This window comes from Amycolatopsis samaneae (assembly GCF_039541975.1).
Classification (GTDB): Bacteria; Actinomycetota; Actinomycetes; order Mycobacteriales; family Pseudonocardiaceae; genus Amycolatopsis; species Amycolatopsis samaneae.
On record NZ_BAABHG010000014.1, the window covers coordinates 146,779 to 172,720 of the forward strand.

The following is a 25,942-nucleotide window of genomic DNA, read 5'->3' on the forward strand; positions in this document are numbered from 1 at the left end:
TCGACTTTCATTCCGACGGCCTGATCACCGTGACGGCCCGTGGCCGGGGCCGGGCGGCCAGCACGGTGTCCATGCCGAGGCGGTGCCTCGGCGGGCGGCTGGGCGGGACGGTTTCCTCGTGCGGGCAGGCCAGCCGTGCCACGGGTACGCCCCCGACGACGGTGTCCAGGCCAACGGTGGACTGGGTGGCCACCCGCAGCCTCGGTTCGACCAGGCACAACTGGTAGCGCGTGGTGGCCGGGCGTTCCGCGGCGAGCAGGCGCCGCACCACCCGTTCGTCCTCCGCGGTGCGGACCCAGGACGACGGGAGGTACACGCGGAAGCTGTTGGCGCTGCTGGTGAACACGTCGTGTGAAGGGTCCGAAGTGGACACCAGCTTCGCCTTGCCGACCCGCGCGTAGGACGGGGTGCGCAGCCGCCCGACGACGTCCGGGCTCCACAGCGGCGCCCGCGCGTCCACCTCCCCCCACCGCGGCCCGCCGACGGACTGGCGGTTCCTGGTACGGAACCCCTCCACCAGCCGGGGCAACCCGTCCGGCCGCGGTTCCACGCCGGAGAGGTTCGCCGCCAGCGCGGCGAGCAGTTCCCGTACGGCTTTCGGTGTCCCACGGCGACGCAGGACGGCCAGGCTCGCGCGCAGCCATCGGCGTTGTGCTTCGACATCCCAGCGCTCGTCCAGCGGGATGCCCAGCCAGCCCGCCAGGAACTCGAGCGGCGCCCCGGCGGGCACGGCGTCCGGATCGGCGTAGGCGGGCAGCTCGGCGACGCGGGCCGCGAGGTGGTCCCATTCCGCCTGGAACACGCCGAGGAAACGTTCCAGGAAGTCCTTCCCCTCGGCGTCCGCGGCAAAGATCGACGGCAGGAACTCCAGCGCCGATTCGCGCGGGTACCGCGCGCGGACCCCCGTCACCGCCGGGGTGGCGCGCCCCGGCCCGGAAAGCCGCAGCCGCAGTGCGAGATACCGGCCCTGTGGGCTGCGTACCGGCCAGTCCAGTGTCCGCGACGCCGCCACGCCGGGCGCGTGTTCGGTCCCCGCCTGACGTCCCGCGGTTGTCCAGTCCACATCGGACTCTTCGGTGGGCGGCTCGTCGAAGGTCGCCGTGTCCAGCGCGAGCGCGGTGCCCGCGGGCAGGTCGGCGACGTCGAGTTCGATCCGGTCCCAGACGCAGTGGTAGACCCGGCTGTCGAGCACGGTGCTCGTCCACTGCCCGGCCCGCACGTACGGCGCCGGGCCACGGCTCGCGCGCGGCTTTTCCCTCGGGTGGCCGGAGCGGTCGAACGCCTGGCCGTCCGGCAGTACGAAAACGCCCTGGAGCACCCGGATCGGCACGGTCCTGAACCGGTCCCGCACTTCGCCCGGATCACTGTACTCAGTGGACGGACGACCGAAGCGGCTGTAGCCACGGAGCCGTTCGTAGGCCGGGTCGTAGAGATGGACCAGCCCGGCGGTGTCGACGGCGACCGCGCTCATCCGTCCACTTCGGACGACGTCGCGGACCACGAGTTCCGGGTGGTCGCGGCCGGGCCGGTGCCGCCAGACCCGCGACTCGTGCCGGTCGAGGAAGTAGGCGGCCTCGCCGTCCGAGGTGACGTCGGCCAGGTCGTGGTAGCCCGCCCAGACGTGCCGCAGGCGCAGGTCCGGCACGCCGAAGGCGAGCACGCGCCCGTCCCGCCGGTCGGCCAGGTACAGCAGGTCACCGGCGATCGCGAGGTTCGCCACCGAGCCGAACGCGGAGCTGTCCTCCGGCGGGCGCGCGGAGAGCACCGGCACGAACCGCTTTCCGTCGAATCGTCGCACGATCGCGCCCGCCGGGTCGAGCAGGTAGCAGACTCCCTTGCGGGACAGGGCGATCCCGGTCGGCAGCCGCAGGCCGCCGAGGCTCCCGTCGGCCGCGGCGAAGCCGAGCGGCCCGGACGGCACGGCGGCCAGGGTCAGCCGGGCGCCGACGGCGACGTCCTCGGCCGTCCCGGTGCACCATCCGGTCCGGGCGTCGAGCAGCCAGTGTTTCGCCACGATCAGCTCACCTCCGAACGCACGTCGACCCGGTGGGCGCCGTTGACCGGCAGCCCGCCCGGCGGGAGCGGCACCGGCTGTCGCGGATCGTCGACCGGACGGCCGTCGACGACGAGGTCCAGCGCGGTCACCGCGACCACGCCGGGCACCGCCAGCAGGGCGCCGTAGAGCCCGGTCGGCTGGAACCGGCTCTCGAACCGCGCGGTCCGGCTGCCGTCGGGCTGCCGGTGCAGGGGGCCGAGAAACGCCTTGATCGCCGTTTCGGCGGCCAGCGCGACGGCGTCGGCCGCCGCGTAGGGGGCCGCGGTCAGCGAGGCGTGCACGGTGATCGGGACGAACGCCGGACCGCTCACGTACAACTCGGTCGCGAGCAGGCGGACCTCCTCCAGATCCCGGCACACCGCCGCGATCAGCTCCCCGCTGGGCGCCGGTTCGGGATCGTCGCTGTCGGCGACGATCACCACGGTCACCGCGCCCGCGACCTCCACCCCGGGATGGTCGGGATGGGTCACCGGCAGCGCGATCGCGTCGGCCACGCCGCCGACGCGCCGGGCGAGATCGGCGTAGTCCCGCGCGGTCACGGCGCGGTTCTGGTGCCGCAGCAGGTCGGGTGCCTCGCGTTTGAGCTCCGCCAGCGACTGCCGCGTGGTCCCGCCCGCCGCGGGCCGCTTGTTGGTCACGGTATCGACGCCGGGCCGCGCCGACAGCGGGGCGTTGACCGCGCCGGCGGGCACGTTCCCCGCCGAGCCGCCGCCGTAGCGGTATTCGACCGCGACGATCTCCGCGTCGGCGGGCGGAATCAGACCGCGGACACCGTCGCCGAAGGTGACCGTGCCGCTGTCCTCGTCGAGGGTGTAGGCCAGGTCGTCCGGTCCGGCGGCCAGGAAGTCGGGGACCCGCTTCCACCGGTGTGTCTCGTCCCCGCGCACCTCCAGCGTCAGCGAGGCGACCGGCGTCCGTCGGGTGTGGACTGTCGCGTTCGGACTGCCGTCGGAGACGCCGAGCAGTTCGTCGGTCACCGTCGCGAGGTTGCGCGCGGTGGTGGTGTTCGGGGTCAGCCCGTCGATCTCCGGTTCGTGCCCGGCCGGGTAGACACCGCTCGCGACCCGCACCCGCAGCCAGTACCGCTTCTCCGCGACGTCGGCGACGTCGGCCACGGCGGTGATGTCGGCGGCGGGCCCGGCGATGGTCAGGTACCCCTCGCGGGTGAAGGCGCCCGAGTCGTCGGCGTAGGTGTTCAGCCGTCGCCAGCTCGCGCCCGCCCTCGGCAGGTACTCCCACACCAGCCGTACCGGCGGGTCGGGCGGCCGCACCCGCGCGCCCGCCCGCTGCGGCGCCCCGGCCGACGCGGCGGCGGGCAGCGTCACCCGCATCCGCAGTTCCGGTGGGAACTGCGCGGGCCCTGGCGTTTCCGGCGGCTTGAACCCGAGGTACACCGCGTTGCCCGGCTGGGGAATCCAGCCCAGCGGATGGAACGAGACCCCGTCGGTGTCGTTCGCCTCGGTCACCGGAGTGAACACCGCGCCGTCGTCCACCACCACGTCACCGAGCGGGTACGGCACGAGCGCGAGCCCCTGGTCGGTCTCGAACACCAGCGGATCCCCGTCCGCGCCGGTCGCCGACACCTGCGTGCGCGCGGGCACCAGCACCGGGCCCGCTCCGTTGGTCGCGGTGAAGGTCAGCTCGGCGACCGCGGGCGCGGCCGGGGCCTGGGCGAGCCCCAGCAGGTCGAGGAACTTGACGTAGGTCAGCTCCGGCACCTGGTTGAGCTGGAACAACGTGATCTCGGTCAGCCAGGCGAACAGCTCGACCAGGGTGATCCCCGGATCGCTCGCGTTGAAGTCCGTCCACTCCGGGGTGTACCGGGCGATCCGGCGTTTCGCCTCGGCGACCAGCTGGTCGAAGGTCCGGTTGTCCAGATTGGGCACCTCGAGCGCCATATCAGCCTCCGGCTCCTTCGGTGAGATAGAACGGGTAGACCAGGTTGTAGACGGAGTTGTTCGCGCGGATCCGGTAGGAGATCCGGATCAGCAGCGTGTTCGGCCGGCCCGCCGGCGCCTCGACGACGACGTCCAGCACCTCGATCCGCGGCTCCCACGCGAGCAGCGCCGAGCGCACCCGATCGGTGACCGCGCCGTGCAGCGCGGTGGTGTTGGCCTGGAACACCAGGTCGTGGATGCCGCAGCCGAAGTCCGGCCGCATCCGCCGCTCCCCCGGCGCGGTGGCCAGGATCAGCCAGATGCTCTGCCGCACCTTCTCCTCGCCCTCGGCCATCGGCAGCGACCCCGAAGGTCCTGGCTTGATCGGGAAGGCCGGGCCACGGCCCAGAAACCCGGGAGCCGTCATGGTCATCCTCCGATCCGGACAGTCGAAACCGCGACGACCGTCCCCACCGGGAGATCGACGGGATCGTTGCAGGTGAGCGCGGTGTCCCCGGCGCGCGCGGCGGGCTTCCCGTTGATCCGCACGGTCAGGCTGCCGAGGGTGATCTGTCCCCGGTTGCTCGGCGGCTTCACGAACGTCCCGCCCTGCGGGAGGTGCGGCGGGGTGTTCGTCGCGGTGCTGCCCACGGTGGCGGCGAAACGGCCCTCGATCCGGACGTTCGCGGACACCCCGGCGTCGATGATCCCGCTGAACGGGTGCGGCACCGGCGCCGGTGGCGACGGGCTCGGCGGCTGGATCAGATGCAGGTCGAGCGCGGTGATCAGGTCGCCCTGTTTCGCGGCTGGCTGGCCCATGTGCTCCCCTAGTTGATGTCCACGGTCAGGCCCGCGACCTTCACGCCGGTGTCGCCGTTCAGCGCCAGCGAGCCGGTCGCATGCACGGTGATGTCCTTGGCGGACAAGGTGATCGAGCCACTGGGCGCGGAGACCTCGACGTCGCCGGTGTCGGCCGACACGGTGATCTTCCGCTTGTCCAGTACCACCCGGCGCTGCCCGGCGGAGTCGATGATCTCGATCTTCTCGGCCCCGCCGGTGTCGTCGAACCGCAGCACGTGCCCGCTGCGCGAGGTGATCGACCGCCAGTTGTTCTTCGCCTGGTCGCCGTCGTCGGGCGGCGGCGGTTCCGGCTTGTTCCACACCCCGCCCAGCACGTACGGCGCGCGCATGTCGCCCTGCAGGAACCCGACCAGCACCTCGTCGCCGGGCTCGGGCCGGAACAGCGTGCCCCGCTTCGGGCCCGCCATCAGGGTGACCAGCGGCGCCCAGTCGCTCAGGACGCCGCCGAGTTCCGGGAACTTCACCCTGACCCGGCCGAGGTGGTCGGGATCGGCCAGGTCGGCGACCTCGCCGACGAGCAGGTTTCCCCGTTCCGAAGCCATCTCAGACTCCCCTCGGCCCGAACCGCCGTGGCGGAAGCGGGACGTAACTCGCGTGATTGAGCACGTCACTCGCGTGATTGGCGGCGGTCCGTCTCTGGTCACGCGAGTTACGCCTCTGGTCACGTGAAGCACGCCTCTGGTCACGCGAGTTACGCCTCGGGGATCCGAGCGGCGGATCCAGGGTTGAAACCGTGGACGGGATGTTCGGTGCGTGCGGCGTCGCTGTGTCCTTTGTGGACCTTACCATCCTCACCCCTCCTTTCGGCAGTCGAAAGAGGTCACGTACCCGGCGTCGGAGAAGCTGTGCCGGGTGCCGGTGAGGAAGTAGCCGCCGTCGAACCGCGTTCCCAGCCCGCCGACCCGGATCATCCGGCCGGCGCGCAGATCGGGCAGGCCGACGGTGGACCCGCTGGCCTTGATCATCTCGTGTGCGATGTCGCGCAGCCGGTCGCGGGCGATCCGGTCGGCCTCGGCCTGGTCGGCGACGACGACGCTGGTGATGTCTTCACGCTCGTTGAAGGCCTGGGAGACCCCCTCGTCGTCTTTGGAGCCCAACGACTTCCGCTTCGCGGTCGCGGTGATCATCTTCTTGCGGCGGCGATCCCACGCCCGCACGGTCACGCTGCCGACCTGGCGCGCGGTGGTCAGCGTCGGCTGGAACTCCACCAGCGACCGGCCCCACACCAGTTCGTAGGTGACCTTCCGCAGGTTGTCCGACGGCTCGAAGTGCAGCGTCGGCTCACCGGACTGGTCCTCCTCGACCCACAGGTCGTAGCCGATCCGGTGCGCGCGCTCGAACAGGAACACGATGTCGTACTGGTTGTCCTGCACCAGATACGGATAGGCCTGCTCGGCCAGCGGCTGGGTGTGCACCTTGACGCCCAGCCGCTTGCCGATGAGCTTCGCGATCTGGCTGTCGGTCTTGTTCTCGTACTTTTCGGTGACCTGTTTGGTACGGAAACGGTGCAGCACGTTCAGCGCGCTGACGGTCAGCGTCGGCTGGCCCGCCGCCGGGAAGCTCGGCCGCAACGAGGTGATTTCCCCGGTGGCGACGCGCCGCAACGGGTCCTTGCCCCGGTAGCCCATCCACAGCTCGAGCTTCTGCCCCGGCAGGAAGGTGTTCCCGTTGCTGTACTTGAACGTCCGCGTCCGCGCGTCCCAGTTGTTGACGACGATCTCGAACTTGTCGATCTGGGTCAGGTCGTCGCTGTAGTTCACCGAGATCACGTCGTGCAGGACGTCCTTGGGCAGCGGCCGTCCCGGCGGGCGGATCTCGAAGGCGGGGACGTAGAAGTCCTGTCCCCGCGCGATCGGCTGGGCCGCGGTGGTGGGGGTGCTCACGTGCGGGCTCCCTTCGGGTCCAGCACCGGGATCACCAATGCCGTGCCGGGCTTCGGACGGCGTGGGTCGGTGACCGCCGGGTTGGCCGCGGCGATGACGCGCCACGCGCCGGGGTCGCCGTACTCGGCGGCCGCGACGTCCGACAGCGTCTGGCCGCGCACCACCACCCGGGACTTCGTGTGGTCGGGCGACTGGAGGTTCAGCTCCTTCAGCTGTTCCTCCAGGGTCTTGTACTCGCGCAGGGACAGCGAAACCGTGGCCCGCAACGGGATTCCCGCCGGGCTGAACAGGGTGAACTTCTGCTGCACCTGTTCGGCGATCGCGACGAAGGACATCCCGGTGCCCCAGCTGACCCGGAACTTCGGCGGCGCGTGCGTGTCCGACCGGATCTTCACCAGCCGGTAGACCTTGTCGGTCAGCGTCGTCACCGGAACCGCGCGGACGCCGAGCCCGCCCTGGTCGGTGCTGTCGAAGAGCAGGTCGAGGGTCAGCCGCTCGTTCTGGCCCCGCACGAACTGGAGGATCGGCGAGTCGATGCCGGGGACGCCGATCTCGGCGATCTGCGCGGCCTTGGTGCGGCTGTAGTCGGTCGGGTTGAACTGCGCCTCGAAGCTCGACGGCTTCCCGTCGAGGATGTCGAAGCGGATCTTCGTCACGGTCATGCCCATCGCGGCCGCCCTCAGTCCCGTACCGGATCGGCGGGCGCCACGCTGCGGCGCAGCCGGGTGGCCTCGTCGCTCTCGCGCGCGTCGCGTTCCTGACGCGCCAGCCGCGCGCGGACGAGCTCGGCGAGCCGGTCCAGCTGCTCGTCGGTGAAGGGCAGGTCGCCGGTGGCCACGTGCACCCGGCTGCTGAGGTTGTCGATCTGGATCGGCATCGCCGCTCACCTCTTCCGAAGGCCTTCGTAGGCCAGCTCGATCGTCTCGGCCGCGACCTGGTTCTGCGTGGCGTTGAGGTCAGGCCCCTGCCACTTGACCGGGTAGGCGCGGCTGAACTGCCACTCCGTCTCGACCGCGCCGGTGCCGTCGGTCAGCTGGACGGACCCGTTGCGGCGCACCAGTTCCCCGTCGACGACGCGGGCGTACCACTCCCACAGCGCCCGCCCGGCCAGTCCGCGTTTGAGCCGGATGTTGGTCTGCTTGACCCGGCCGGGCAGCTTGTGCACGTAGGTGTTCTGGCCACCCTCCGGGTAGTCCTGGACCTCGGTCTCCAGCTGCAGGCCGCCGCATTCGGTGAACCCGCCCAGCACCAGGTCGTCGACGCGGACGACGAACCGGAACGCCACGAGCACCTCGGTCACGGGATCCCTCCTTCGGCCACCGTCACCCCGGCCGGGGTGCGGATCACGCGGACGACCACGAACTCGGCGGGCGGGGGCGGGTTCAACCCGATCTCGCAGACGAGCTTCCCCGCCGCGAGGTCGACGGGCGGGTTCACGGTCGCGTCGCAGGTCACCGTGTAGGCCTGCTCCCGGGTGGCGCCGCTGAGCATCCCGCGTTCCCAGGCCCGCTCCAGCACCCCGCGCACGACCCGGTCCACCTCGCGCCACAACGGGGTGGCGTTCGGCTCGAACACCGTCCACGCCGTTTCGGCGACCAGCGTTTCCTCGATCGCCGAGACGAGCCGCCGCACGTTGAGATAACGCCATTCCGGCAGGTCCCGGCTCAGCGTCCGGTCGCCGAGCACGCGGACGCCCCGCACCGGCCGGATCGCGTTCACCGAAAGATCGTTGAGATCGCCGTGGGTCACCTCGTCCACAGTGGACACCGTGTCGACGGCGAGCGGCACGACCGCGTTGGCGGGCGGTTCGTGCACGCCCACGGTGAGATCCGTGTGCGCGCACACCCCCGCGAGGTGCCCGGCGGGCGGCACCGCGGTGACGTCGTCGTCGGCCGAGAGCGGGTCCACCACCAGCACCCACGGGTGGTAGAGCGCGCCGAACGGCGAGTCGAACGCCTTCCGCCACTCCAGTGCGCGCGCCGGGGTGGCGCCCGGCGGGGTTTCGAGCAGTGCCACCCGATCGCCGAGCTTTTCGCAGCGGGCCAGCATTTCCCGCTGCAGCTCGGTGACCTCCGGCTCGCTCAGTGTCGCCCGTGCGGCGGGCGGCACCGGTGGCACGGACGGCGCCGGTCCGGTGAGGACCTCGCAGTGCGGCCTGCGCGGCCGGGGCCGCCCGCTCACCGGGACCGGCCGGGTCCACAGGTCCGGGACGGCGACCAGCGCGATCTCCTCCACCACGTCCAAAGTGGACAGCGCGGTGGAGAAGTGCCCGCCGGTCAGCGTCTCCAGCCCCTCGGCGCCACCGGTCAGGAATCCCTGGCCCGCCGAGGGCGGGCCGTGGTACTCCGCCACGGTGACCAGCCGGGACCCGGTGTCCGGATCGCCGAGCAGCTCCTTCGGCGGGCGCTCGGGGCCGAGGTTGCGCCAGACCTCGGTCACCTCGTCGAGCCGCAGGGTGAGGGTGAACCGGCCGCCGGGCACCGGGTCGATCCGGTAGCCGACCCGCGCGCCCCACGTCCCGGGGCTGCTCGCGGTGAGCACCAGCGCGGCCGGTCCGGACGCGCCGGGCAGGGTCACCGCTGCCGGGGCCGCCGTTGCCGGGTCGGCGACCCTGGCGACCCAGCACCGGTCCCCGCCACCGGCGAAGAAGCCTTCGACGGCGTAGGCGAGATAGGCCTCGGGCCGGTGTTCGCCGAAGACGCCGCGGAAGCCTTCCCAGCTGTCCACCCGCACCGCCCGGCCCAGCACGCCGCGCTGGGCGATCCCGGCGAACCCGGCGATGTCGGTCCGCACCAGGCTCCTGGCCTGGGGCGCCGCGTCGAGCCATTCCAGCCGTACGCCGGGGGTCCGGTACGCGCCGAGCGGGGCCGCCCTCGCCACCGGCGTGGTCATGCGGTCGCCTCGCTCCGCGAGACAGTGTCGAATCCCTTGAGACGCATGATGTCCATGGTTCGCTCGCAAGCGTCGCTCACGGCGATCGCCTCGCTCCGCGAGACAGTGTCGAATCCCTTGGGGCGCATGATGTCCTTGATTCGCTCGCAGGCGTCGCTCATGCGGTGTCCAGCCGCATGTGCTCGACGGCCAGCACCAGTTCCTCGATCGCGACCTCGTTCGTCTTGGCGTTGAACGCGGGCGCGGACAGCTTCTTCGGCAGCGCGTGCTCGAACTTCCAGGTGAGCACGACGTTGCGGGTCTCGTCACGCAGGTGGATGGCACCGTCGTAGCGGGTCACCTGGCCGTCGATCAGCTGCGCGCGCCACTGCCACAGCGCCTTGTTGTCGGTGTAGCCGCGTTTGAGCGTGATGTCGCCGAACTTGTTGAGTCCGGGGATCTTGCTCACGTAGTTGACGGGGTCGGCGCCCTCGCGGTATTCGATCAGGTCCTGTTCGGCGTTGGCGCCGGTGATCTCCGAGAAGCCGGCCACCCCGATCGGCAGCTCCAGGGTGAAGTTGAACGCGGGAAACGGGTCGTTCCGCCGGGCGGGCTCGGCCATGGCGGTTCCTCCTTGGGATACGCGGGTCAGTTGCCCGACTCGACGGTGAACTGGGAGAAGCGCAGGACGACGAACTCGGCAGGCCGCACCGCGGCGAGCCCGACCAGGCAGATCAGCCTGCCGTTGAGGATGTCGTCGGTGGACATCGTGGTGCGGTCGCAGCGGACGAAGAACGCCTCTTCGCGCTTCTCGCCGAGCAGCGCGCCGTCACGCCAGACACGTTCGAGGAACACCGAAATGCTGCGGCGCACCCGGTCCCAGGTCTCCGGTGAGTTCGGCTCGAAGACCACGAACTGCAGGCCCTCGTCCACGGACTCCTCGACGAAGTTGAACAGCCGCCGGACGTTGACGTACTTCCAGTCCGGATCGTCCGAGATCGTGCGCGCGCCCCACAGCCGGATGCCCCGGCCCTGGCCGCGGAAGTCGCGGATCACGTTGATCCCCACCGGGTTCAGGATGTCCTGCTGTCCCTTGGTGACGGTGAACTCCAGTGGTCCCTCGACCGGGCTCAGGTCCGTCGACAGGATGCCGCGCACCTCGTAGTTGGCCGGTGCCTTGTGCACGCCGCGGGTGACGTCGTTGAAGGCGTAGATCCCCGCGACGAACCCGCTCGGCGGCAGCAGCTGGGTGGTGCGGCTGCGTGGGTCGAACACCCGCACGTGCGGGTAGTAGATCGCGGCGAACTCCGAGGGGCCCACCGGAATCCGGTTCTGGTCCGAGGGGAGGTTTCCCTTGCCGGGCGCGATGTCGAGGACGGCGAAGCGGTCGTGCAGCTTTTCGCACTGCGCGACCACGGCCTCGGCCACCGCGTTCTGGTCCGCGAGGTTCGGGAACAGCTGCGCGTTCACCGCGTCCGGCACCGCGAGGATGGAGATCTCGTCGATCGCGGCCAGTGCGGCGAGCCCGGTCTTCTTGTTCGAAGGAGCGTTCTCGTCGCCGATGAACTCCTTCGCGGTCATCTCGGCGTCGCCGTCCGCCCCGCCACCGAGCACGGTGAAGTTCTCGCCCGCCTCGGGTTTCGTCACGGTGCCGTCGACCGAAAGGGAGATCAAATGCGACGCGGGGTTGATCGCGCCGACGACGTACCGCGAGTCCTTGGGGTTGACGCTGAGACCGTCGTAGTCCTCGACGACGGCGGCCTGGCCGATCAGTTTCTTCGGGTCACCATCGGGCTGGACCCCGGCCGCGAGGTAGGCGACCGTCAGCCGGAATCGGTTGGCCGGGTCCTTGGAGGAGGCCCGCACCCACACCCGGACCCGGTCGCCCCACTCCCCCGCGCCGTGCGCGGTGACGGTGAGACCGTCGGAGAGTGCGAGGTTCGCGGACTTGGCGTCGCCGCGGGTGACCCGGGCGACGAACACCCGCTGCCCGCCGTTGGCGAAGAACCCCTGCACCGACCAGGGCAGCGCGGACCGCGCCGGATCGAGCAGATCGCCGTACCAGCGCTGGAACTCCGGCATCGAGGTGATCAGCAACGCTTCGGTCGGGCCGCGCTCGGTCAGTCCGACGAAGCCGGCCGTGCTGGTGCCCACCCCCTGGATCGGCACTACGGCACTCCGGACCTCCTCGACGTAGGTGCCGGGAGCGAGGTACTCAGGCATCGGAACTCCTCATCTCGGGAAAACTGAACTCGGGCACGGTGGTCGTCGTCCTCGGCGTCACCGCCGCGGTCCGGGAAAGGGAACGGCCGTCGGGCATGGCCGCGGTGACCGTGACCGACGCGGCGGCCTGGTCCGCCGGGAAGCAGTAGGCCCAGACGCCGTCGCGGCGGACGCCCGCGGCGCCCGGCGCGCCGGTCACCCGCACCGTCGCGCCGGCGATCTCCTCGCGGGGCGCGGAAATCCGGCCGCGCAGCGCGGTCTGCGCCAGCGCCGTGGTCCCGCCCGAGGTCACCGCGACCGCCGGGAGCACCACCGGCGGGGCACCCGGGACGGCGATCGTGACCTCGACCGGGCCCGAGGCGCCCCGCGGGAACACCAGCACGTACTCGCCGTCGGCGGCGGTGCGATACGGGGTCGCGCCCGGCGCGGTCACCCGGGCGTTCGCGACGCCGGTGAAGTCCGGCGCCAGCACGGAGCCGCGTACCAGGGCCAGTGCCGGGGGCGGTGCGCCGGTCAGATCGGGAACCGGCGGCACCGCCGTCTGGGGGAAGGGGTAGCCGTAGGCGGGCCGCAGCAGCAGTTCGAACGGCTCGGCCTGTGCCCCGGCCGCCGGGATGGACACCCCGGTGAAGTCGGCGGTCTGGTAGAAGGCCGAGGTGACACGCAGGTCGTACGGCCCGCCGCCGAACGCGTGCCGCAGCACCCGCCCGCCGTCGTCCCGCAGGTCCCCGTAGCTGATCACGTATCCGTGGGTGTTGCGGCCCACCACGAACTCCGGCGGCCGCGGGAAGACCCGTTCGGCGCCGGGAGTGTGGTCGGCGAGCAGGAACAGGCGCACCCGGCCGATCGGCCGGGGCCGGGCACCCTCGAGCCCCCGGTCCCTGGCGAACTGGTCCACCGGGTCGAAGACGCGGACGGCGGTGCGGGTGCGGTACTCGATCACGACGGCACCTCCGAACCCATCCCCGTCGTGATCTCCCGCACCGCCGCGTCCGGGCGCAGCGTGTCGGCGTCGATCTCGATGACGCGGACGAGGTAACACACCGAAAGCCGGTAGGGCTCCTGCAACGCCTCCCAGATCCGGGTGACCTCCTCCAGCGGCAGGCGGCAGAGCACGATCCGGATCTCGTCGATGACCCGGTCGGCGGCGCGGGAGACGTACACGCTCGAGTTCTCGTGGAACGCCTGCAGCACCTTGCCGAGCAGCACCTGGTCGTTCTCGGCGTTGCCGGTGAACGGCGTGATCAGGTAGTGCAGATCGACCGCCAGCGGCGACATCCTCGCCGGGTCCGGCGCGGGCACGTTCTTGAGAAACTCGTTCTCGGTGATCCGGTACAGCCACAGGGAAACCCGCTGATCCGCGTGGGCGGCCGTCTCGGTCGGATTGGCCAGTGACACCTGCTTCGGATCGCCCACCAGGTGCTTCAGCACCTCGTCGCCGCGACAGGCGTCGACGACCAGCGCGCCGAGCACCGTGCTGACCGCGTTCAGCGACAGATGCCCGCTCATGCGCGGACCCCGTTCCAGGAGAATGTGCCGAATCCCTTGTGGTGCTTGACATCCATGGCCCGCTCGCAGGAATCGCTCATCGCGCGGCCTCCAGCACGGCCTCGGCGAGGGAACCGGGGGTGAGCGCGGCGAGCACGGTGTGCTGCGGACGGAGCCGCCAGACCGCGCCGCGATCGCCGTCCGGGCGGACGGTGAGCACCGAGGTCGGGCGCGGCGCGCCGAACAGCTCGGGCCGCCCCGCGAGCACCCGGTCGTCCTCCAGCGGCCAGACCACCACGTCCGGGCGCCACCAGCGCACCGCGCGCGCGAGCCGGCGCCCGCCGCCCGGCAGGTCGCGTACCACCCGCACCTCCGGGAGCGCGGCCAGTGTTTCGCGGATCAGCCCGCCGAGCAGCCCGGAGCAGGACACCAGCACCACCCGCACGGTCGTCATGGCGGCCGGTCACCGGGCCTGCGCGGCCCAGCGGCGCCGCAGCTCGGCGACCCGGTCGGCGGTCAGCGCCGCCAGGCGCAGCGTCAGCTTGTCCACCGCGCCCTGCCGGTCCGCGACCGCCTTGCCGGCGTCCCTGGCGGCCTGCTGCGCGGCGGCGACGGCGTTCCAGTCGGCGATCAGCAGACCGCGGAACGCGGTGAGCGCGGGCGGTTTGAGCGTGTCCGCCTCGCGCAGGATCTCGCCGTCGATGGCGAACGCGCCGAAGTGGTCGCTGCCGTCGAGCGCGGCCTTGAGCGCGGTCTGCAGCTTCGCGAGCGCGCCCACCGGGGTGGCGAGGCTTTCGGGCAGGGCCAGCCGCGCGGCGAACTGGGCGGTGGCCTCGGTGAGCGCCTGTGCCTTGGCCGCCGCGTCCCGTTGGGCGGTCTTCAGGTCCCCGGTCGCCTTCGTCAGCTCGGCCGCGACGCCGTCGATCTCGGCGTTGAAGTCCGCGACCAGTTTCTTGGCCGCGGCCAGCTTGTCACCGAGCGACGCCTCGACACAGGACCGCTTGTCCTCGGCGTATCCCCGGACCGCCGCGATCGCCTTCGGATAGTCGGCCTTCTGGTAGGCCACGACCGCTTTGGCGATGTCGTCGCGGTTCTTGGTGAGCGCGGTGATGGCGTCGTTCAGCGACTTCACGTCGGCGGTGAGCGCGTCGGCCGCCGCCTTCTCCCCCGCGGCCTGCTCCCGCAGCGCCTGCAGGACGGTGTCGGGGTCGGAGGTGCTCGTGTCGGTGTCCGGCATCGGTTCGTCTCCCAGCTATCCGGCGTGGACTCGACGTCAAGTAGGCCGCACGAAACCCCTGCCACACAATGAATCCGCGGACCGGTCCGGACCGGATACCCACGGGGGCCCCGATCCGGATCCCTGCCCGGAAGGGCGGTCTTCCGGGCAGGCGGGGACGAGCGCCCCAATGTGGCATTGGGTGCGCTCAACGCACCGAACGCCACATTGGGTGCGTTGGACGCACCGAACGCCACATTGGGGCGCATCGCCACCACACCACCGGCGCGGAGGGTTCACCGTCCTCGACGACGCGTTCGCGACCTGACCCGCCAGGAGGAGACGGAAACCCTTGTCCCGCAAGCAAAGGCCCCGGCACAGCAGTGCCGGGGCCTGTGGTGAAAGCGCCGCTACACGGCGGCGCGGGCGAACGCGGCGACGTCGGAACGGCGGGTGACCCCCAGCTTGTGCAGGATGTTGTGCACATGGTTCTTCACCGTGCACAACTCGATCCCCAGCCGTGCCGCGATTTCGCGGTTGATCAGCCCCTGCGCGATGAGGTCGACGATCTCCCGCTCACGCCGGGTGAGCCGGCCCGGCGGCCGGGACGAGGTGCCGCCGTGGGACAGCGCGGCGACCCGGCGCATGAGGCTCGCGGAGATCCGCGGCGAGCAGACCGCCTCCCCGCGCGCCGCCGCGCGGACCGCGGCGACCAGATCTCCCAGCGATCCGTCCCGCGCGACGTAGCCCGCGATGCCCGCCTCCGCGCAGGCGAGCACCTCGGTCTCGGCGACCCCGAGTGCCAGCACCGCCGTCCCGGGCGCCACGCGCAGCACCGCCCCGGCGATCCGGGCGGCGTCCGGCAGCGCCATGTCCAGCAGCACGATGTCCGGCTCGGCGCGCCGTAGCTCGGCCAGCCCCTCGGCACCGTCGGCTGCGGTCCCCACCGCGCGCACGTCCGGCAGTTTCGCCAGCACCCCCGCCAGCCCGTCCCGGTAGAACCGGACCCCCGCGATCACCAGCAGCCCCACCGCTGCCTGCGACGTCTGTGTGAAATTCACCTGGACTCCTCCCCCGCCTCCGGCCGCTCATGCTACGAGGATCCGGTTCCCCTTTGGACCACACGGAGCAGCCCCGGCCCCAAAGGGCAGCGAATTCATCCTGTCGGCGGAAGCGGAGACGTCCACAGGGGAAGCCGGATGATCACTATCGGCCCCACCACTCGCGACGGGCCACGATGAGTTCGTCACCTGTGGACGAGAACGCCGAGCACCGCGGAAAGCCATCCGCCCCATGCCGTCACGCCGAGCAGAAACGAAACCCACCAGTGCGAGGAAAATCCCGGCCATCAGCAGCACCGAGGTCACCACCGCGCACGCCAGGCGGAACGCGGGCTGCCACCGCGTGCACACCGGGAGCACGGGAAGCGCGACCCAGAACAGGAAGAGCCCCCACCTGTTCGGCGTCGCCCCGGCGATCACCCGGGCCGCACCCGCCTTTTGAGCGCTCGCTCAAACACGCTAGCATTGAGCGAGCGCTCAAACCAGGGCGGGAGCGGGGGTGCGGTATGGCGACGGTGCTGATCTGCGTGTTGTCCGCGAAGGGACACACCGGGCCGGCCCGGCCGGTCGCGGAGGCACTGGTCCGGGCCGGGCACACGGTCCACGTCCTCACCGGGCCGGAGTACCACGGCGAATTCGCCGCAGTGGGCGCCCGGACCGCGACACTGCCCGCGGGCGCGGATCTCGGCGGCGGACCGTCCCCGGAACGCGAGGCGTTGCGGGGGACGCGCTTGGCGCGGTTCGACCTCACCGCGTTCGTGACGAGGATGGGCCCGCAGCTGGCCGCGCTGGACGAGGTGCTGGCGGCGCATCCGATCGACGTCGTCCTCTGCGACCCGCTGTTCATGGCGGGACTGCCGCTCACCATGCGCCGCCACCGCCCGCCGGTACTGGTGCTGGGGTTCCTCCCGCTGACCGTGCCGCTGCCGGGGCTCGCGCCACCGCGGACGCTCGCCGACCGCGCGCGAGCGGTGGCGACCAGGGTGATGATGCCCCGCGTGCTGGGGCCCGTGCAGGCCACCGCGACCGCGGAGGTGCGGGCACTGACCGGCCGGGCACCGGAGGTCCTGTTCCTGGACTGGCCGCTGGGCAGCGACGGCGTGCTGCAGATGACCTGCCCCGGATTCGAGGTTCCGCGAGCGCGGCCGATGCCGGTCGAGTTCGTCGGTCCACTGTCGACGAGCGGCACCGACCGCCACGGCCTGCCCCCGTGGTGGTCCGATGTGGACGGTGCGCGCGCGGTGGTACTGGTGACCCAGGGATCGGTCGCCAAAAACGATCTCGGTGACCTGGTCCTGCCGGCACTGGCCGCGCTCGCCGATCGGGACGTGCTGGTCGTCGTCTCCACCGGGGGCGCCGCCCTGCCGGGAGACCGGCTGCCCGCGAACGCCCGTGCCGCCGAGACACTCCCCTACGACGAGCTGCTTCCCCGGTGCGCGCTGATGGTGACCAACGGCGGCTACGGCGGGGTGAACCACGCGCTGCGCCACGGTGTGCCGCTGGTGTGCGTCGGCGCGACCGAGGACAAGGCCGCGGTGGCCGAGCGGGTCCGCTGGTCCGGGGCGGGCGTCGGCCTGGCCCGGCGGCGCGTGTCCGCGCGCACGGCGGGAAAGGCCATCACGCGCGTCATGGACGACCCGCGTTATCGGGCACGGGCACGGGAGCTCGCGCGGGAAATGGCCGCCTGCCCCGGCACGGACGGGGTGGTGGCCGCGGTCGAACGGGCAGCCGGGCGGCACGGGCACCGATAGCGGGGCGAGCACGACAGGGCGGCCGCGGACAATCCGCCCCGGCACCACCGAGCACCGCCGCGGCGCTAGGGTGGCGGAATGGGTGGGGTACGGGGGTACGAGACGGCGGTCGAGGCCGGGATCGCGGCGTTCTGCGCCGGCGAGGAACCGCCGGGCGACGAACAGGTGTGGGAACGGCTGACCGCGGCGGGTGTCGAACCGTGGCTCGCCGAGCGGCTGCTGGTGTTCCTGCCGATGGCCTACGCGCGGCGGCTGCTTTCGGACGTGTCCTTCGCCGACACGGTGCTCTCCCCCGGCGAGGAGAAGCGCCTCACCGCCGAGCCGGTGTTCGTGGCCGCCCTCGAACGGGCCCGGCAGGGCGACCGCGGCGAGATCGAACGAATCGCCTTCCGCGGCAGCGAGTTCGCCGCGATCACCAACGCGCTCAACGCCGGGTCGAAGCTGGCGGACCTGCGTCTCGGCCCGCCCACCCTCGCCGAAGACCTGACACCCGCCAAGCCGGGTGACGGCGGCGTGCCCTCACCACGAGCCGCGTTCGCGGAACTCCTGCGCGAGCACGGCGTCGGCGACGAGACCGCCGCCGACGCGACGGTCCACGTCCATCCCGCGCCGCCCGGCGTGGTGCTGGCCCAGGTCGACTTCACCGTGACGCATCCGGCGCTGGCCCGCTCACCACTGATCGAAAGCGTCGCCGGGCACGGTCCCACCTGGCGCGACGCGATCGGCCGGGCGCTGAACCTGTTCGCGCACGGCTCCCTGCACCCGATCGTCGACGGCCTCCTGCGTCCCGGCTCCGCCGCCGATCAGGTCTCCCGGACGCGCTACGAGCACCCGGGCGGCGCGTTCGACCTGGTTCTCGGACCCCGGATCACCTTCTTCACCGAGCAGGAGGTCCCCGGCACCCAGCACCTCCTCGACCGGCTGCTGGAGACGCTGCGCGCGGAACCACTCACCCGGCGGACGCACGCGCTGCGCCTGTTCACCGCCCACCACGACGGGCAGCTGCAGACCAACGAAGTGTTGCTGGACAACGAACCCTGGGCCGCGGGCGAAGCGCTCGTCGCCACCTTCCCGGCGCCCCTGTCCGAACGAGTGGCGGTCCGCGTCTTCGGACTGCTCGTCCCCACGACCGACGAATAGGCCGCGCGGCCCGCTCAGGTGTCGAGCAGCGCGGGGACGAAAATGTCCTCACTGGTCAGCAGCCGCTTCGACAGGCCCTGTTCGTGGTGGTAGCGCAGGAACGTGTCGATCGCCTCGCGGTTCGCGCCGAGGCCGTAGGGCCACCAGTCCTCGCCCAGCAGCGCCCGGTTCTCCTCGAAGTGCCTGCTGAACCAGGGAGTGACGACGTCCATGTGCTGTTTCCGCGCGCCGTGGCGGTACTTCCGCTGGGCGATTTCCTTGGCCGCGTGGAAGGCACGGTAGATCGACCGCATCAGGTCGGCCCGCGTCGCCAGTTCCCGGGGGACCGCGACGACGTGCATCTGCGGGAAGATCCCGGTACGCCGGTAGTAGTCGCGCTCCACGGTCTCGTAGTCGGGGAAGAGCCGGGCGATCTTCGTCGAGCCGTTCAGCAGGGCCTGGGGGACGTCGACCGAGATGAGCGCGTCGATCTCGCCGGACTCGAGCAGCGCGCCCAGGGTCTCGCCCTCCCCCGCGTGCCGCACGTCCACCCCCGCGGGCACCGGCTGGGGAACCCAGTCGAACGCGGGGATGGGGTGATCGGTGCCCCCGATGACCCAGCGGGACCGGTCGGGGGTCAGACCGTATTCGTCGGAGAAGATGCCCTTGATCCACACACCGGGGTCGTGCCCGAACATCGCGAACTCGCCGATCGTCCTGCCCGCGAGGTCCTGCGGCTTCTCGATTCCCGCCGCGGTGTTCACGAAGACGGCCGAGTGCCGGAAGTTACGGTTCGGGAAGATCGGCAGCGCGAGGAACGGCGAGTCCTCGAGGTCGAAGGTGCGCAGGAAGTAGGTCAAGCCGTACTCCGAGACGTCGTAGCGCCTCTCGACGGTGCGCCGGAAGATGTCCGACACCAGCGAGGCCGTCTCGAAGGTGGCGTCGGCTCCTTCGATCGTGACGCGGCCGTCGAACAGCACCTCGGTGTGCTCGTAGACGTAGGCGGCGACACGCAGTTTTGTGGTCATCGCGAGTCCTCTTTCCGTGAATGACCTTTCACTTTTACACTAGGACGACCACCGCGGATCGTCAAGGTAAACGACCATTCATGTTGAGGAGGACCGGTCATGCCGCGCATCACGCCCGAGCGCCGCGAGGCCAAGCGCGCGGAGATCGTGGCGGCGGCGCGCCGCTGTTTCTCCCGCGACGGGTTCCACCAGACCTCGATGCCCGACATCGCCGCCGAGGCCGGCGTTTCGGCCGGGGCGCCCTACCGCTACTTCGCGAGCAAGGAGGAGATCATCCTCGCCATCGCCGGAGACGCGTTCCGGCTGATCTTCGCGCCGGTCGAACGGCTGGCCGCCGGCACCTCCGCCGCCTCGGTCGCCGACCTGGTGACGGCGTCACTCGAGGCGCTGAGCGCCGAGACCGTCACCGATGCCGCGGGAAACACCGTACCGGTCGAGGAACTGCTGCGCTGCGCCGTGCAGACCTGGTCGGAACTGCTGCGGAACGACACCGTGCGCGCTCGCGCCGTCGAAGGCTTCGAGTCCGTACGCCGCGGCATCGCCGACGCGCTCCGCCGCGGCCAAGCGGCCGGCACTGTGCCGCCCACCGTGCCGCCGGAACGTGGCGCGCGCGTGGTGATGGGACTGCTGCACGGGTTCCTGCTCCAGCGCGTCGCCTTCGACCTGGCCGACACGACCGGATTCACCGAGGACCTCCGGACGCTGCTCGAAGGCACGGGACGGCCGGACACGGATCCGGCCTGAACGCACACCGCGGCGGGAGTGCTTACGCGCCAGGTGATTCCGGCGCCTCGGACTCATTCCCTCGTTCCGGCCGCCGCCGTTCCGGATCGCGTTCTTCGAGTTCCCGCGCGAAACGCAGCCAGGACTGGGCGCAGCCACGCGCCGCGTGTGCCACCTCGGTCCGGCGGTGCACCGGCACCCCCGCCACCAGCCAGGTCCACCGGTCCGCGTCCGCGGCGTGCGCGTCGAGCAGCCGCAGCAGGTCCCGGCCCGCCTCGGTGTAGCGCAGCGACGGATCCCGTTGGAGCTCCTGGAAAGCCTGTTCGGAGCCGGAGAACCGGGCGAGCCCCGCCGGTCCGTCGTGCTCCCCCGCCGTCGCGGCTTCCCGCACCGCCGCCCGCGGGTTCTCGGCGAAGTGTCCCCGGATCGAGGCGACCGTCGTGTACGCCAGTCCCGTCGCGGCCGCGATCGTCCGGTCGGACCAGTGCGGGTGGGTACCGACGATCCGCGTGGCGGCCGCGCGACGGTCGGCCGGGGACAGCGGCAGGCCGTGCACGGTGTTCAGCCCGACCGCGAGCACGAACGCGTCCTCCGCGCTGCCCTCGAAGAACCGCGCCGCTATGCGGGTTTCGCCCCGCAGCACCGCGGCGCCGAGCCGGTGCATACCGTCCACGACCCGCATCGTGGGCCGGTGCACCACGATCGGCGGCAGCCCGGTCACGATCCCGGCCAGCCTCCCGACGTGCTCGCTGTCCTCGCCCTCGAGCCGGGGAGAGTCGGAGGGCCGCACCGCCGCCACGGGAATCGTTTCGACCGGCAACAGTTCGATCCGATCGGTGTTCCAGCCGGGCGGCCACGCCTCCGTCATCCCGGTTTCCCGCTCCGGCATGGGTCCCCTCTCGTCGCGGCACTGCTCACGACGAGAGGACCGACGGCGTCGCTCGCACTCGGCCAACCGTCGCAAGCGGTCCGGCTGAATGGTGCACGGGCGAGCGCGTTCGCTCGCCGCACGCCGGACGAACCGTGTCCCCCGCGGTGCCGGCCGAAAACGCCGCCAGCCCCCAGGATGCACGGTATCCGCTTTCGCGGGCGGTACCGGCTTCACCATTTCACCGTGCGGACGAGCGCGGGGAAACCCCGTGGACGGTCAGAATGGTCAGCATCGTCAGCTCCGTCGGCGAGGACGAGGAGGTGCCACCGGCGCCGGCCGCACGCCACCGGTCAGCCCGCCGACCGGTAGGCGGCACCGCCGGCGTTCGCCCGCGTACCGTCGTAGAGCCCGGTGGGCGCGGTCTTCACCGACAGCGTGAACCACGAGTAGCGCTCGACGAAGGGCAGGCCCTGGAGCATCGCCGTCGACCCGCGGACGAACTCCGCCTGCTGCTCCTGGCTCGGGTACCGCGGGGCACCGTGCGCGAAATCGGTGAGCGCGTATTCGGTGAGCCAGATCGGCTTGTGGTAACGGCTGTACACGGCCTGCAGGTAGCCACGCAGCTGACCGACCGCGGCGGCGGAGAAGTCGCCGCCGTACCAGTGGAGCGGGACGAAGTCGACACGGTAGCCACGGGAGGCCGCGCCGCCGAGGAACCGGTCGAGCCACCCGCCTGCCCGGTCGCCCCCGGTGGCCACCGCCGGGGCGCCGAGGCGCATCCCGGTCTCCTGCAACCGGGGCCACAGCGAAAGCGCCTGGTCCACCGACATGTTCGCCTGCCCGCCCATATCGGGTTCGTTGAAGCCCAGCAGGGTGCTGCCGAGCGATTTCGCCTTCGCCAGCTGTTCGGCCGTGACCGAGCCGGGACCCCAGATCATCGGGACGAATTCGGCACCGGCGGGTTTCGCGATTCCCTGGAGATCCGAGGCCCAGTCGTAGAACCAGCCCGCGCCGACGTCACGGATCGCTTCGCTCACCCCCGGCACGTTGTTCACGTTCACCCCCTTCTTCTTGCCCGCGAAGGAATCCGCGGACGCGGACACCGGGACCCACACCAGCGCGATCAGCAGGGCGAGCAGGGACATGGTCATCTTTCGGCCGTGGGACATGCCATCCTCCTTGTCCGGATACCCCGGAATTAAAGGCCGTCCCGGTGTCCGGCGAGTCCGCGTGACCGCGAAACCGCGGGGCGGCCGCACCAGGGCGCCGAATCACTGCGGGCCTGCCACAGGCTTTCCGCGCTTCCCTTGTCCCCCTTGCCATCGGGCGGGAACTTGGGGTTGTCGTCCCAGCTCGGGAACACCTCCAACGGGAAAGGTTGTCCTCACCATGCTCAAGCTGAGAAACGCGCTCGGCGTGGCGGCCTGCGCCGCCACCCTGCCCTTCCTCGTCGCCGGCACCGCGGACGCGGCCCCGCGCGAAGCGGTCAACGGACGCGCGACCTACTACACCGACGCGGGCTTCGGCGCGTGCGGCACCCGGATCAACGCGTCCACGGAGCTGCTCGTCGCGGCACCGGCCGGGCTCTTCACCTCCCCGAACCCCAACAACGATCCGTTGTGCCGCAAGTCCATCCGCGTGCGCTACAACGGCAGGACGATCACCGTTCCCATCAAGGACAAGTGTCCCAGCTGCGACAACAGCAAGATCGACCTCAGCCTGCCCGCGTTCCGGCAGCTGGCCGACCCGAACGTCGGGATCATCTCGGTGAGCTGGGACATCGTCTGACCGGCACGCGACGCACTCGCATCCCGGGACCGCTCCCGGGATGCGAGCCGCGCACAGGGTCTCAGAACAGCTGACCGGGCAGCGCGACGAGTTCCCGCCGCCCCGAGATCCCGAGCTTGCGGTACACACTCGACAGATGGAACTCGACGGTTCGCAGGGTCAGGTACTCCCGCTCGGCGATGCGGCGGTTCCCGAGCCCCGACCGCGCCAGTCTGGCGATCTTCCGTTCCTGCCGGGTCAGCCGGTCCCCGGTTCGCCGGCTCATCCTGCCCGACGCCGTCTCCGCCTGTGCCCGCCACCGCCGGTACCCGTGCTTCCCGGCGATGTCCGCGACCTCCCGCAGGCAGGCCCGCGCCTCGCCGTGCCGTCCCTCCGCGGCGAGGAAATGGGCCAGATCGTAGCGTGCGCGAAGTGTTTCCCCCACCGCCGGGAGCTCCGCGAGCGTCGAGACCGCCTCCCGTACGGCGTCACACGTCCGGTCGACGATCACCGCGTGGGCGTGCTTCGCCACCCCGAGCGTCCGCGGGTCGGCCCACCGCCTGGCCCGGATCAGCTCGCGGTTGGCCAGGACGACCGCGAGCCCGCGCCGTCCCGAAGCCTCCGCGCACAGGGCCGCGCGTGACTGCCAGGGGACGACGGCGGGGTTCCGCACCCCGAGGGCCGTGAGCTTCCGGCCGCATGCGAGGAAACCCGCCCTCGCGATGTCGTGACGCCCGGCGGCGAGGTCCAGTTCTCCTTTCGCCGCAAGCAGTTCGGCGTCATCGACCGGGTTACCGGAGTCCCCGCCGAACGCGTGGTCGAGCACGAGCCCGTACGCCGCGTCGAGGTCCCCGGTGTCCACGGTCGCGGTGATCAGCCAGGCCATCGCCACCTCGCGCAGCCGGGGATGGCGGCCGAGGGACCGGACGACCCCGCGCAGGAGATCGGCCGCCTTCGCCGGATCGCCGCGCTGCCAGGCAAGCCGCCCCAAGAGCGTGGCACGCAGGGCTTCGCCGCCCTCCGGCACGCCGGGAGTCCAGGATCGGGCACAGTACCCTTCCGCGAGCTCGGTCTCGCCCGCGTACATCAGCCCCAGCACGGCACACCAGCAGGAAACCGGATCCCGCCTGCCGGGCGAGCTGAGGACGCGGACGGCGTCACCGACGACCCGCGCGCGTGCCACGCCCTGGTTCACCATCCGCATGACGTGCAGCGCGTAGCGGCGCTCCGGCGGTGGCGGCCCCGCCGCCTCGGCGACGGCCACGCTCCCGGGAAAACGCTCGTCGAGACCACCGGGAACCGGTTCCACGGCCATGCGGATATCGCTCACGGGAAAGGTGTCCCAAGGTCGGGTTTCGGATTTCCGACAGTTTATCCGCGACGCACCGTCATCGATGTCGCCCGAACGCACCAACCTTTTACCCGACCTCGACATTCGATCACCCACCGCACCGGTCACCACAGTTCAGCGACTATTCAGCCACAGATTCACCGGACTGCGAGGGCACAATTCCTGCACTTTCGGTCACGTGCTTTGCGCGTTCTTCCGGACCCCGGGCACAACAGGCCGGGCACTTGTTCACGACCGCGCCGAAGTCAAGCCCTTTGTCCTGTCAGAATGCTGTCGATACCAGCACGACGGCGTCAGCACACGCGGCCCGGTCCGCTCGGCCGTTCCGGCGAGGCGGCGGAGATCCCCACCCGGCGGCACCCGGTTTCGAGTTCCGGCAACCGGGTGCGCAGTTCCCGGCGTCCCCTGATGCCGAGCTTGCGATAGGTCTGGGAAAGGTGCAACTCCACGGTCCGGACCGAGACGAACTCCCTGGCCGCGATGTCCCGGTTGCTGTAGCCGCCCAGCGCCAGGCACGCGGCCCTCGCCTCGGGCTCGGTCAGCGCCGGGCCAGGAGGTTCCCCCAGCCCGGCCAGTGCCTCCCCGGCCCGCCTCGCCCCGTCCCGGTTCCCGATGCCCCGGAACTGTTCCGCGGCCCGGACGAACTGTTCGCGGGCGAACGCCGGTTCACCCTTTTCCAGGAACCGGCGGCCGAGCTCGTAGCGGGTTTCCCCCGCCTCGAATCCGGCGCCCGCGACTTCGAGGAGTTCCGCGGCCTCGCTCAGCAATTCGCTCTCGCGGCCTTCGGCGGCGACAACGGCGAGAACCGCCAATGCCTGCCCGACGGCCCTGGGCTCGCCCCATGTCAACGCCGCGCCGTGCTCACGCTGGGCGAGTCCGGCCGCCAGTTCCCGGTCCGCCAGCGCGTGGGCACAGCGGGCCGCGCCCCGCCGCCACGCGGATCGCGCCGGACCGGTCATCCCGCGCGCGAGCATCTGCCGCCCGCACCGGAGGAACTCGGTCAGCGCGGTCCGGAAGTCCCCTGCCGCCAGGGAAAGCGTGCCGCGGGCGCACAGCAGTTCCGGCGCGGCCGGGCCCACCGTCCGCGCGCCGCCGGCGAGGACCGCCCGCGCGCCCGCCTGGTCTCCCCTGGCCAGCAGCAGTTCCGCCGTTTCGGCCACGATCGCCGGCCCGAGCGCCGCCTCCCGGCACGTCCGGTACAGCCGCTCGTAGCACTCCCACGCTCCTTCGAGATCGCCGTACCACCGGGCGATCCTGCCGCGCAGCAAGGAAATCCGGCCGGCGAAGGGCGCGGCCCGCGCGGTGTGCCACTCGAACCGCGCCGCCACCTCCTCGGCCGCGGCCGGTTCCCCGGCGACCACCAGTGTCGTCAGCGCGTCGAAAACGCAGGAAGGCTCCCACCGGCACTGGCTCCCGCCCAGCGCCCGCTCGGCCAGCCGGACCGCCACCGGCAGCTCGCGCCCGGCGTCCGCCAGGGAGATCGCCCGGCCCGCCGGGCACAGCGCGTTCGTTCCTGGCGTGCCAGGGGCACCGGTGCGCGGATGTCGTGTCATGACCGCTGGCGACTCCGTCGTCGGGGGTGCCCGCCGTGTCCGCCGCCGGAGTTGCCCCGGCGATGCTTCCGCGAGCGCCCGTTGGCCGGGCAGAGCGACACACAAACCCGGGTTTCGAGCTTGGGTGTTCGGCGTCATACCCGTCAACGGACGAACGGGAACCGATTTTTGTCCCGTAGTCACCGCCCGCCGAAGAACTGCGGGAGAACCGTAAAGACCCCGAACGCCGAAACGGCGAGGATC

27 protein-coding genes are annotated in these 25,942 nt (G+C 71.5%); 4 read left to right on the plus strand and 23 right to left on the minus strand.

Annotated elements, in window-relative coordinates:
- Nucleotides 1-7: 7 nt before the first annotated feature.
- The 18 genes from ABD987_RS32555 to ABD987_RS32640 all read right to left on the minus strand — a co-directional run bounded on the left by ABD987_RS32555 (nt 8) and on the right by ABD987_RS32640 (nt 15,536).
- Nucleotides 8-2,014, minus strand: coding sequence for a phage tail protein (locus tag ABD987_RS32555; protein WP_345402862.1), 2,007 nt, complete (start codon nt 2,012-2,014; stop codon nt 8-10).
- 2 nt (nt 2,015-2,016) lie between these two features.
- The gene (locus ABD987_RS32560) at nt 2,017-3,954 is read right to left on the minus strand and encodes a putative baseplate assembly protein (RefSeq protein ID WP_345402865.1); all 1,938 of its coding nucleotides are present in this window, start codon (nt 3,952-3,954) and stop codon (nt 2,017-2,019) included.
- A gap of 1 nt (nt 3,955) precedes the next feature.
- A complete protein-coding gene (locus ABD987_RS32565; RefSeq protein ID WP_345402868.1) occupies nt 3,956-4,360 on the minus strand; it encodes a GPW/gp25 family protein in 405 nt (134 codons plus the stop codon).
- A gap of 2 nt (nt 4,361-4,362) precedes the next feature.
- Nucleotides 4,363-4,752, minus strand: coding sequence for a PAAR domain-containing protein (locus ABD987_RS32570; protein ID WP_345402870.1), 390 nt, complete (start codon nt 4,750-4,752; stop codon nt 4,363-4,365).
- 8 nt (nt 4,753-4,760) lie between these two features.
- Entirely contained in the window at nt 4,761-5,336 is a 576-nt protein-coding gene (locus ABD987_RS32575; RefSeq protein ID WP_345402873.1) for a phage baseplate assembly protein V, read from the minus strand.
- Between the two features lie 249 nt (nt 5,337-5,585).
- Entirely contained in the window at nt 5,586-6,677 is a 1,092-nt protein-coding gene (locus ABD987_RS32580) for a phage late control D family protein (protein WP_345402875.1), read from the minus strand.
- Entirely contained in the window at nt 6,674-7,345 is a 672-nt protein-coding gene (locus ABD987_RS32585; RefSeq protein WP_345402878.1) for a CIS tube protein, read from the minus strand. Before ABD987_RS32585 ends, ABD987_RS32580 begins: the two co-directional genes overlap by 4 nt.
- 11 nt (nt 7,346-7,356) lie before the next feature.
- Nucleotides 7,357-7,554, minus strand: a complete 198-nt coding sequence (locus ABD987_RS32590; protein WP_345402881.1) for a hypothetical protein — start codon at nt 7,552-7,554, stop codon at nt 7,357-7,359.
- 6 nt (nt 7,555-7,560) lie between these two features.
- The gene (locus ABD987_RS32595; RefSeq protein WP_345402883.1) at nt 7,561-7,977 is read right to left on the minus strand and encodes a phage tail protein; all 417 of its coding nucleotides are present in this window, start codon (nt 7,975-7,977) and stop codon (nt 7,561-7,563) included.
- A complete protein-coding gene (locus tag ABD987_RS32600) occupies nt 7,974-9,569 on the minus strand; it encodes a phage tail sheath family protein (protein WP_345402886.1) in 1,596 nt (531 codons plus the stop codon). The genes ABD987_RS32595 and ABD987_RS32600 overlap by 4 nt, the downstream gene beginning before the upstream one ends.
- Entirely contained in the window at nt 9,566-9,730 is a 165-nt protein-coding gene (locus tag ABD987_RS32605) for a hypothetical protein (RefSeq protein ID WP_345402888.1), read from the minus strand. The genes ABD987_RS32600 and ABD987_RS32605 overlap by 4 nt, the downstream gene beginning before the upstream one ends.
- A complete protein-coding gene (locus ABD987_RS32610; protein WP_345402891.1) occupies nt 9,727-10,170 on the minus strand; it encodes a phage tail protein in 444 nt (147 codons plus the stop codon). Before ABD987_RS32610 ends, ABD987_RS32605 begins: the two co-directional genes overlap by 4 nt.
- Before the next feature lie 26 nt (nt 10,171-10,196).
- Nucleotides 10,197-11,771 (minus strand): phage tail sheath family protein, encoded by a 1,575-nt coding sequence (locus ABD987_RS32615; protein ID WP_345402894.1) that lies wholly within the window; start codon nt 11,769-11,771, stop codon nt 10,197-10,199.
- Nucleotides 11,764-12,714 (minus strand): carboxypeptidase-like regulatory domain-containing protein, encoded by a 951-nt coding sequence (locus tag ABD987_RS32620; protein WP_345402897.1) that lies wholly within the window; start codon nt 12,712-12,714, stop codon nt 11,764-11,766. The genes ABD987_RS32615 and ABD987_RS32620 overlap by 8 nt, the downstream gene beginning before the upstream one ends.
- A complete protein-coding gene (locus ABD987_RS32625; RefSeq protein ID WP_345402900.1) occupies nt 12,711-13,280 on the minus strand; it encodes a Pvc16 family protein in 570 nt (189 codons plus the stop codon). The genes ABD987_RS32620 and ABD987_RS32625 overlap by 4 nt, the downstream gene beginning before the upstream one ends.
- 76 nt (nt 13,281-13,356) lie before the next feature.
- Nucleotides 13,357-13,713: a hypothetical protein gene (locus ABD987_RS32630; RefSeq protein WP_345402903.1), complete on the minus strand. Its 357-nt coding sequence runs from the start codon at nt 13,711-13,713 to the stop codon at nt 13,357-13,359.
- A 9-nt stretch (nt 13,714-13,722) separates the two neighbouring features.
- Nucleotides 13,723-14,496 (minus strand): hypothetical protein, encoded by a 774-nt coding sequence (locus ABD987_RS32635; RefSeq protein ID WP_345402906.1) that lies wholly within the window; start codon nt 14,494-14,496, stop codon nt 13,723-13,725.
- 389 nt (nt 14,497-14,885) lie between these two features.
- Nucleotides 14,886-15,536 (minus strand): LuxR C-terminal-related transcriptional regulator, encoded by a 651-nt coding sequence (locus ABD987_RS32640; RefSeq protein WP_345402909.1) that lies wholly within the window; start codon nt 15,534-15,536, stop codon nt 14,886-14,888.
- A 506-nt stretch (nt 15,537-16,042) separates the two neighbouring features.
- Here ABD987_RS32640 and ABD987_RS32645 point away from each other — a divergent pair.
- The gene (locus ABD987_RS32645; protein WP_345402911.1) at nt 16,043-17,287 is read left to right on the plus strand and encodes a glycosyltransferase; all 1,245 of its coding nucleotides are present in this window, start codon (nt 16,043-16,045) and stop codon (nt 17,285-17,287) included.
- Nucleotides 17,288-17,365: 78 nt separating this feature from the next.
- Nucleotides 17,366-18,427: a DUF6348 family protein gene (locus ABD987_RS32650; protein WP_345402914.1), complete on the plus strand. Its 1,062-nt coding sequence runs from the start codon at nt 17,366-17,368 to the stop codon at nt 18,425-18,427.
- A gap of 14 nt (nt 18,428-18,441) precedes the next feature.
- On the opposite strand, the gene ABD987_RS32655 is transcribed toward ABD987_RS32650, so the two are convergent.
- Nucleotides 18,442-19,434 carry a substrate-binding domain-containing protein gene (locus ABD987_RS32655; protein WP_345402916.1) on the minus strand — a complete coding sequence of 331 codons (993 nt, stop codon included), beginning with the start codon at nt 19,432-19,434 and terminating at the stop codon, nt 18,442-18,444.
- A gap of 99 nt (nt 19,435-19,533) precedes the next feature.
- On the opposite strand from ABD987_RS32655, the gene ABD987_RS32660 reads away from it, so the two are divergent.
- Nucleotides 19,534-20,178 (plus strand): TetR/AcrR family transcriptional regulator, encoded by a 645-nt coding sequence (locus tag ABD987_RS32660; protein ID WP_345402919.1) that lies wholly within the window; start codon nt 19,534-19,536, stop codon nt 20,176-20,178.
- Between the two features lie 22 nt (nt 20,179-20,200).
- Here ABD987_RS32660 and ABD987_RS32665 read toward each other — a convergent pair whose 3' ends face one another.
- Both ABD987_RS32665 and ABD987_RS32670 read right to left on the minus strand, forming a co-directional pair.
- Nucleotides 20,201-21,046, minus strand: coding sequence for a ParB/RepB/Spo0J family partition protein (locus tag ABD987_RS32665; RefSeq protein WP_345402922.1), 846 nt, complete (start codon nt 21,044-21,046; stop codon nt 20,201-20,203).
- Nucleotides 21,047-21,378: 332 nt separating this feature from the next.
- Nucleotides 21,379-22,197 carry a glycoside hydrolase family protein gene (locus ABD987_RS32670; RefSeq protein ID WP_345402925.1) on the minus strand — a complete coding sequence of 273 codons (819 nt, stop codon included), beginning with the start codon at nt 22,195-22,197 and terminating at the stop codon, nt 21,379-21,381.
- A gap of 220 nt (nt 22,198-22,417) precedes the next feature.
- Here ABD987_RS32670 and ABD987_RS32675 point away from each other — a divergent pair, with 220 nt between their 5' ends.
- Nucleotides 22,418-22,816 carry a cysteine/serine endopeptidase inhibitor gene (locus ABD987_RS32675; protein ID WP_345402928.1) on the plus strand — a complete coding sequence of 133 codons (399 nt, stop codon included), beginning with the start codon at nt 22,418-22,420 and terminating at the stop codon, nt 22,814-22,816.
- Between the two features lie 61 nt (nt 22,817-22,877).
- On the opposite strand, the gene ABD987_RS32680 is transcribed toward ABD987_RS32675, so the two are convergent.
- Both ABD987_RS32680 and ABD987_RS32685 read right to left on the minus strand, forming a co-directional pair.
- Entirely contained in the window at nt 22,878-24,110 is a 1,233-nt protein-coding gene (locus tag ABD987_RS32680; protein ID WP_345402931.1) for a helix-turn-helix transcriptional regulator, read from the minus strand.
- 329 nt (nt 24,111-24,439) lie between these two features.
- Nucleotides 24,440-25,699 (minus strand): LuxR C-terminal-related transcriptional regulator, encoded by a 1,260-nt coding sequence (locus tag ABD987_RS32685; protein WP_345402934.1) that lies wholly within the window; start codon nt 25,697-25,699, stop codon nt 24,440-24,442.
- Between the last annotated feature and the right edge of the window lie 243 nt (nt 25,700-25,942).

Coding starts and splice junctions, on each gene's coding strand:
- ABD987_RS32560 (WP_345402865.1), bottom strand. CDS start 3,954: ATGGCGCTCGAGGTGCCCAATCTGGACAACCGGACCTTCGACCAGCTG.
- ABD987_RS32685 (WP_345402934.1), bottom strand. CDS start 25,699: ATGACACGACATCCGCGCACCGGTGCCCCTGGCACGCCAGGAACGAAC.
- ABD987_RS32625 (WP_345402900.1), bottom strand. CDS start 13,280: ATGAGCGGGCATCTGTCGCTGAACGCGGTCAGCACGGTGCTCGGCGCG.
- ABD987_RS32585 (WP_345402878.1), bottom strand. CDS start 7,345: ATGGGCATGACCGTGACGAAGATCCGCTTCGACATCCTCGACGGGAAG.
- ABD987_RS32670 (WP_345402925.1), bottom strand. CDS start 22,197: ATGTCCCACGGCCGAAAGATGACCATGTCCCTGCTCGCCCTGCTGATC.
- ABD987_RS32660 (WP_345402919.1), top strand. CDS start 19,534: ATGCCGCGCATCACGCCCGAGCGCCGCGAGGCCAAGCGCGCGGAGATC.
- ABD987_RS32615 (WP_345402894.1), bottom strand. CDS start 11,771: ATGCCTGAGTACCTCGCTCCCGGCACCTACGTCGAGGAGGTCCGGAGT.
- ABD987_RS32610 (WP_345402891.1), bottom strand. CDS start 10,170: ATGGCCGAGCCCGCCCGGCGGAACGACCCGTTTCCCGCGTTCAACTTC.
- ABD987_RS32565 (WP_345402868.1), bottom strand. CDS start 4,360: ATGACGGCTCCCGGGTTTCTGGGCCGTGGCCCGGCCTTCCCGATCAAG.
- ABD987_RS32600 (WP_345402886.1), bottom strand. CDS start 9,569: ATGACCACGCCGGTGGCGAGGGCGGCCCCGCTCGGCGCGTACCGGACC.
- ABD987_RS32570 (WP_345402870.1), bottom strand. CDS start 4,752: ATGGGCCAGCCAGCCGCGAAACAGGGCGACCTGATCACCGCGCTCGAC.
- ABD987_RS32590 (WP_345402881.1), bottom strand. CDS start 7,554: ATGCCGATCCAGATCGACAACCTCAGCAGCCGGGTGCACGTGGCCACC.
- ABD987_RS32575 (WP_345402873.1), bottom strand. CDS start 5,336: ATGGCTTCGGAACGGGGAAACCTGCTCGTCGGCGAGGTCGCCGACCTG.
- ABD987_RS32680 (WP_345402931.1), bottom strand. CDS start 24,110: ATGGCCGTGGAACCGGTTCCCGGTGGTCTCGACGAGCGTTTTCCCGGG.
- ABD987_RS32650 (WP_345402914.1), top strand. CDS start 17,366: ATGGGTGGGGTACGGGGGTACGAGACGGCGGTCGAGGCCGGGATCGCG.
- ABD987_RS32635 (WP_345402906.1), bottom strand. CDS start 14,496: ATGCCGGACACCGACACGAGCACCTCCGACCCCGACACCGTCCTGCAG.
- ABD987_RS32630 (WP_345402903.1), bottom strand. CDS start 13,713: ATGACGACCGTGCGGGTGGTGCTGGTGTCCTGCTCCGGGCTGCTCGGC.
- ABD987_RS32665 (WP_345402922.1), bottom strand. CDS start 21,046: ATGCCGGAGCGGGAAACCGGGATGACGGAGGCGTGGCCGCCCGGCTGG.
- ABD987_RS32645 (WP_345402911.1), top strand. CDS start 16,043: ATGGCGACGGTGCTGATCTGCGTGTTGTCCGCGAAGGGACACACCGGG.
- ABD987_RS32655 (WP_345402916.1), bottom strand. CDS start 19,434: ATGACCACAAAACTGCGTGTCGCCGCCTACGTCTACGAGCACACCGAG.
- ABD987_RS32675 (WP_345402928.1), top strand. CDS start 22,418: ATGCTCAAGCTGAGAAACGCGCTCGGCGTGGCGGCCTGCGCCGCCACC.
- ABD987_RS32605 (WP_345402888.1), bottom strand. CDS start 9,730: ATGAGCGACGCCTGCGAGCGAATCAAGGACATCATGCGCCCCAAGGGA.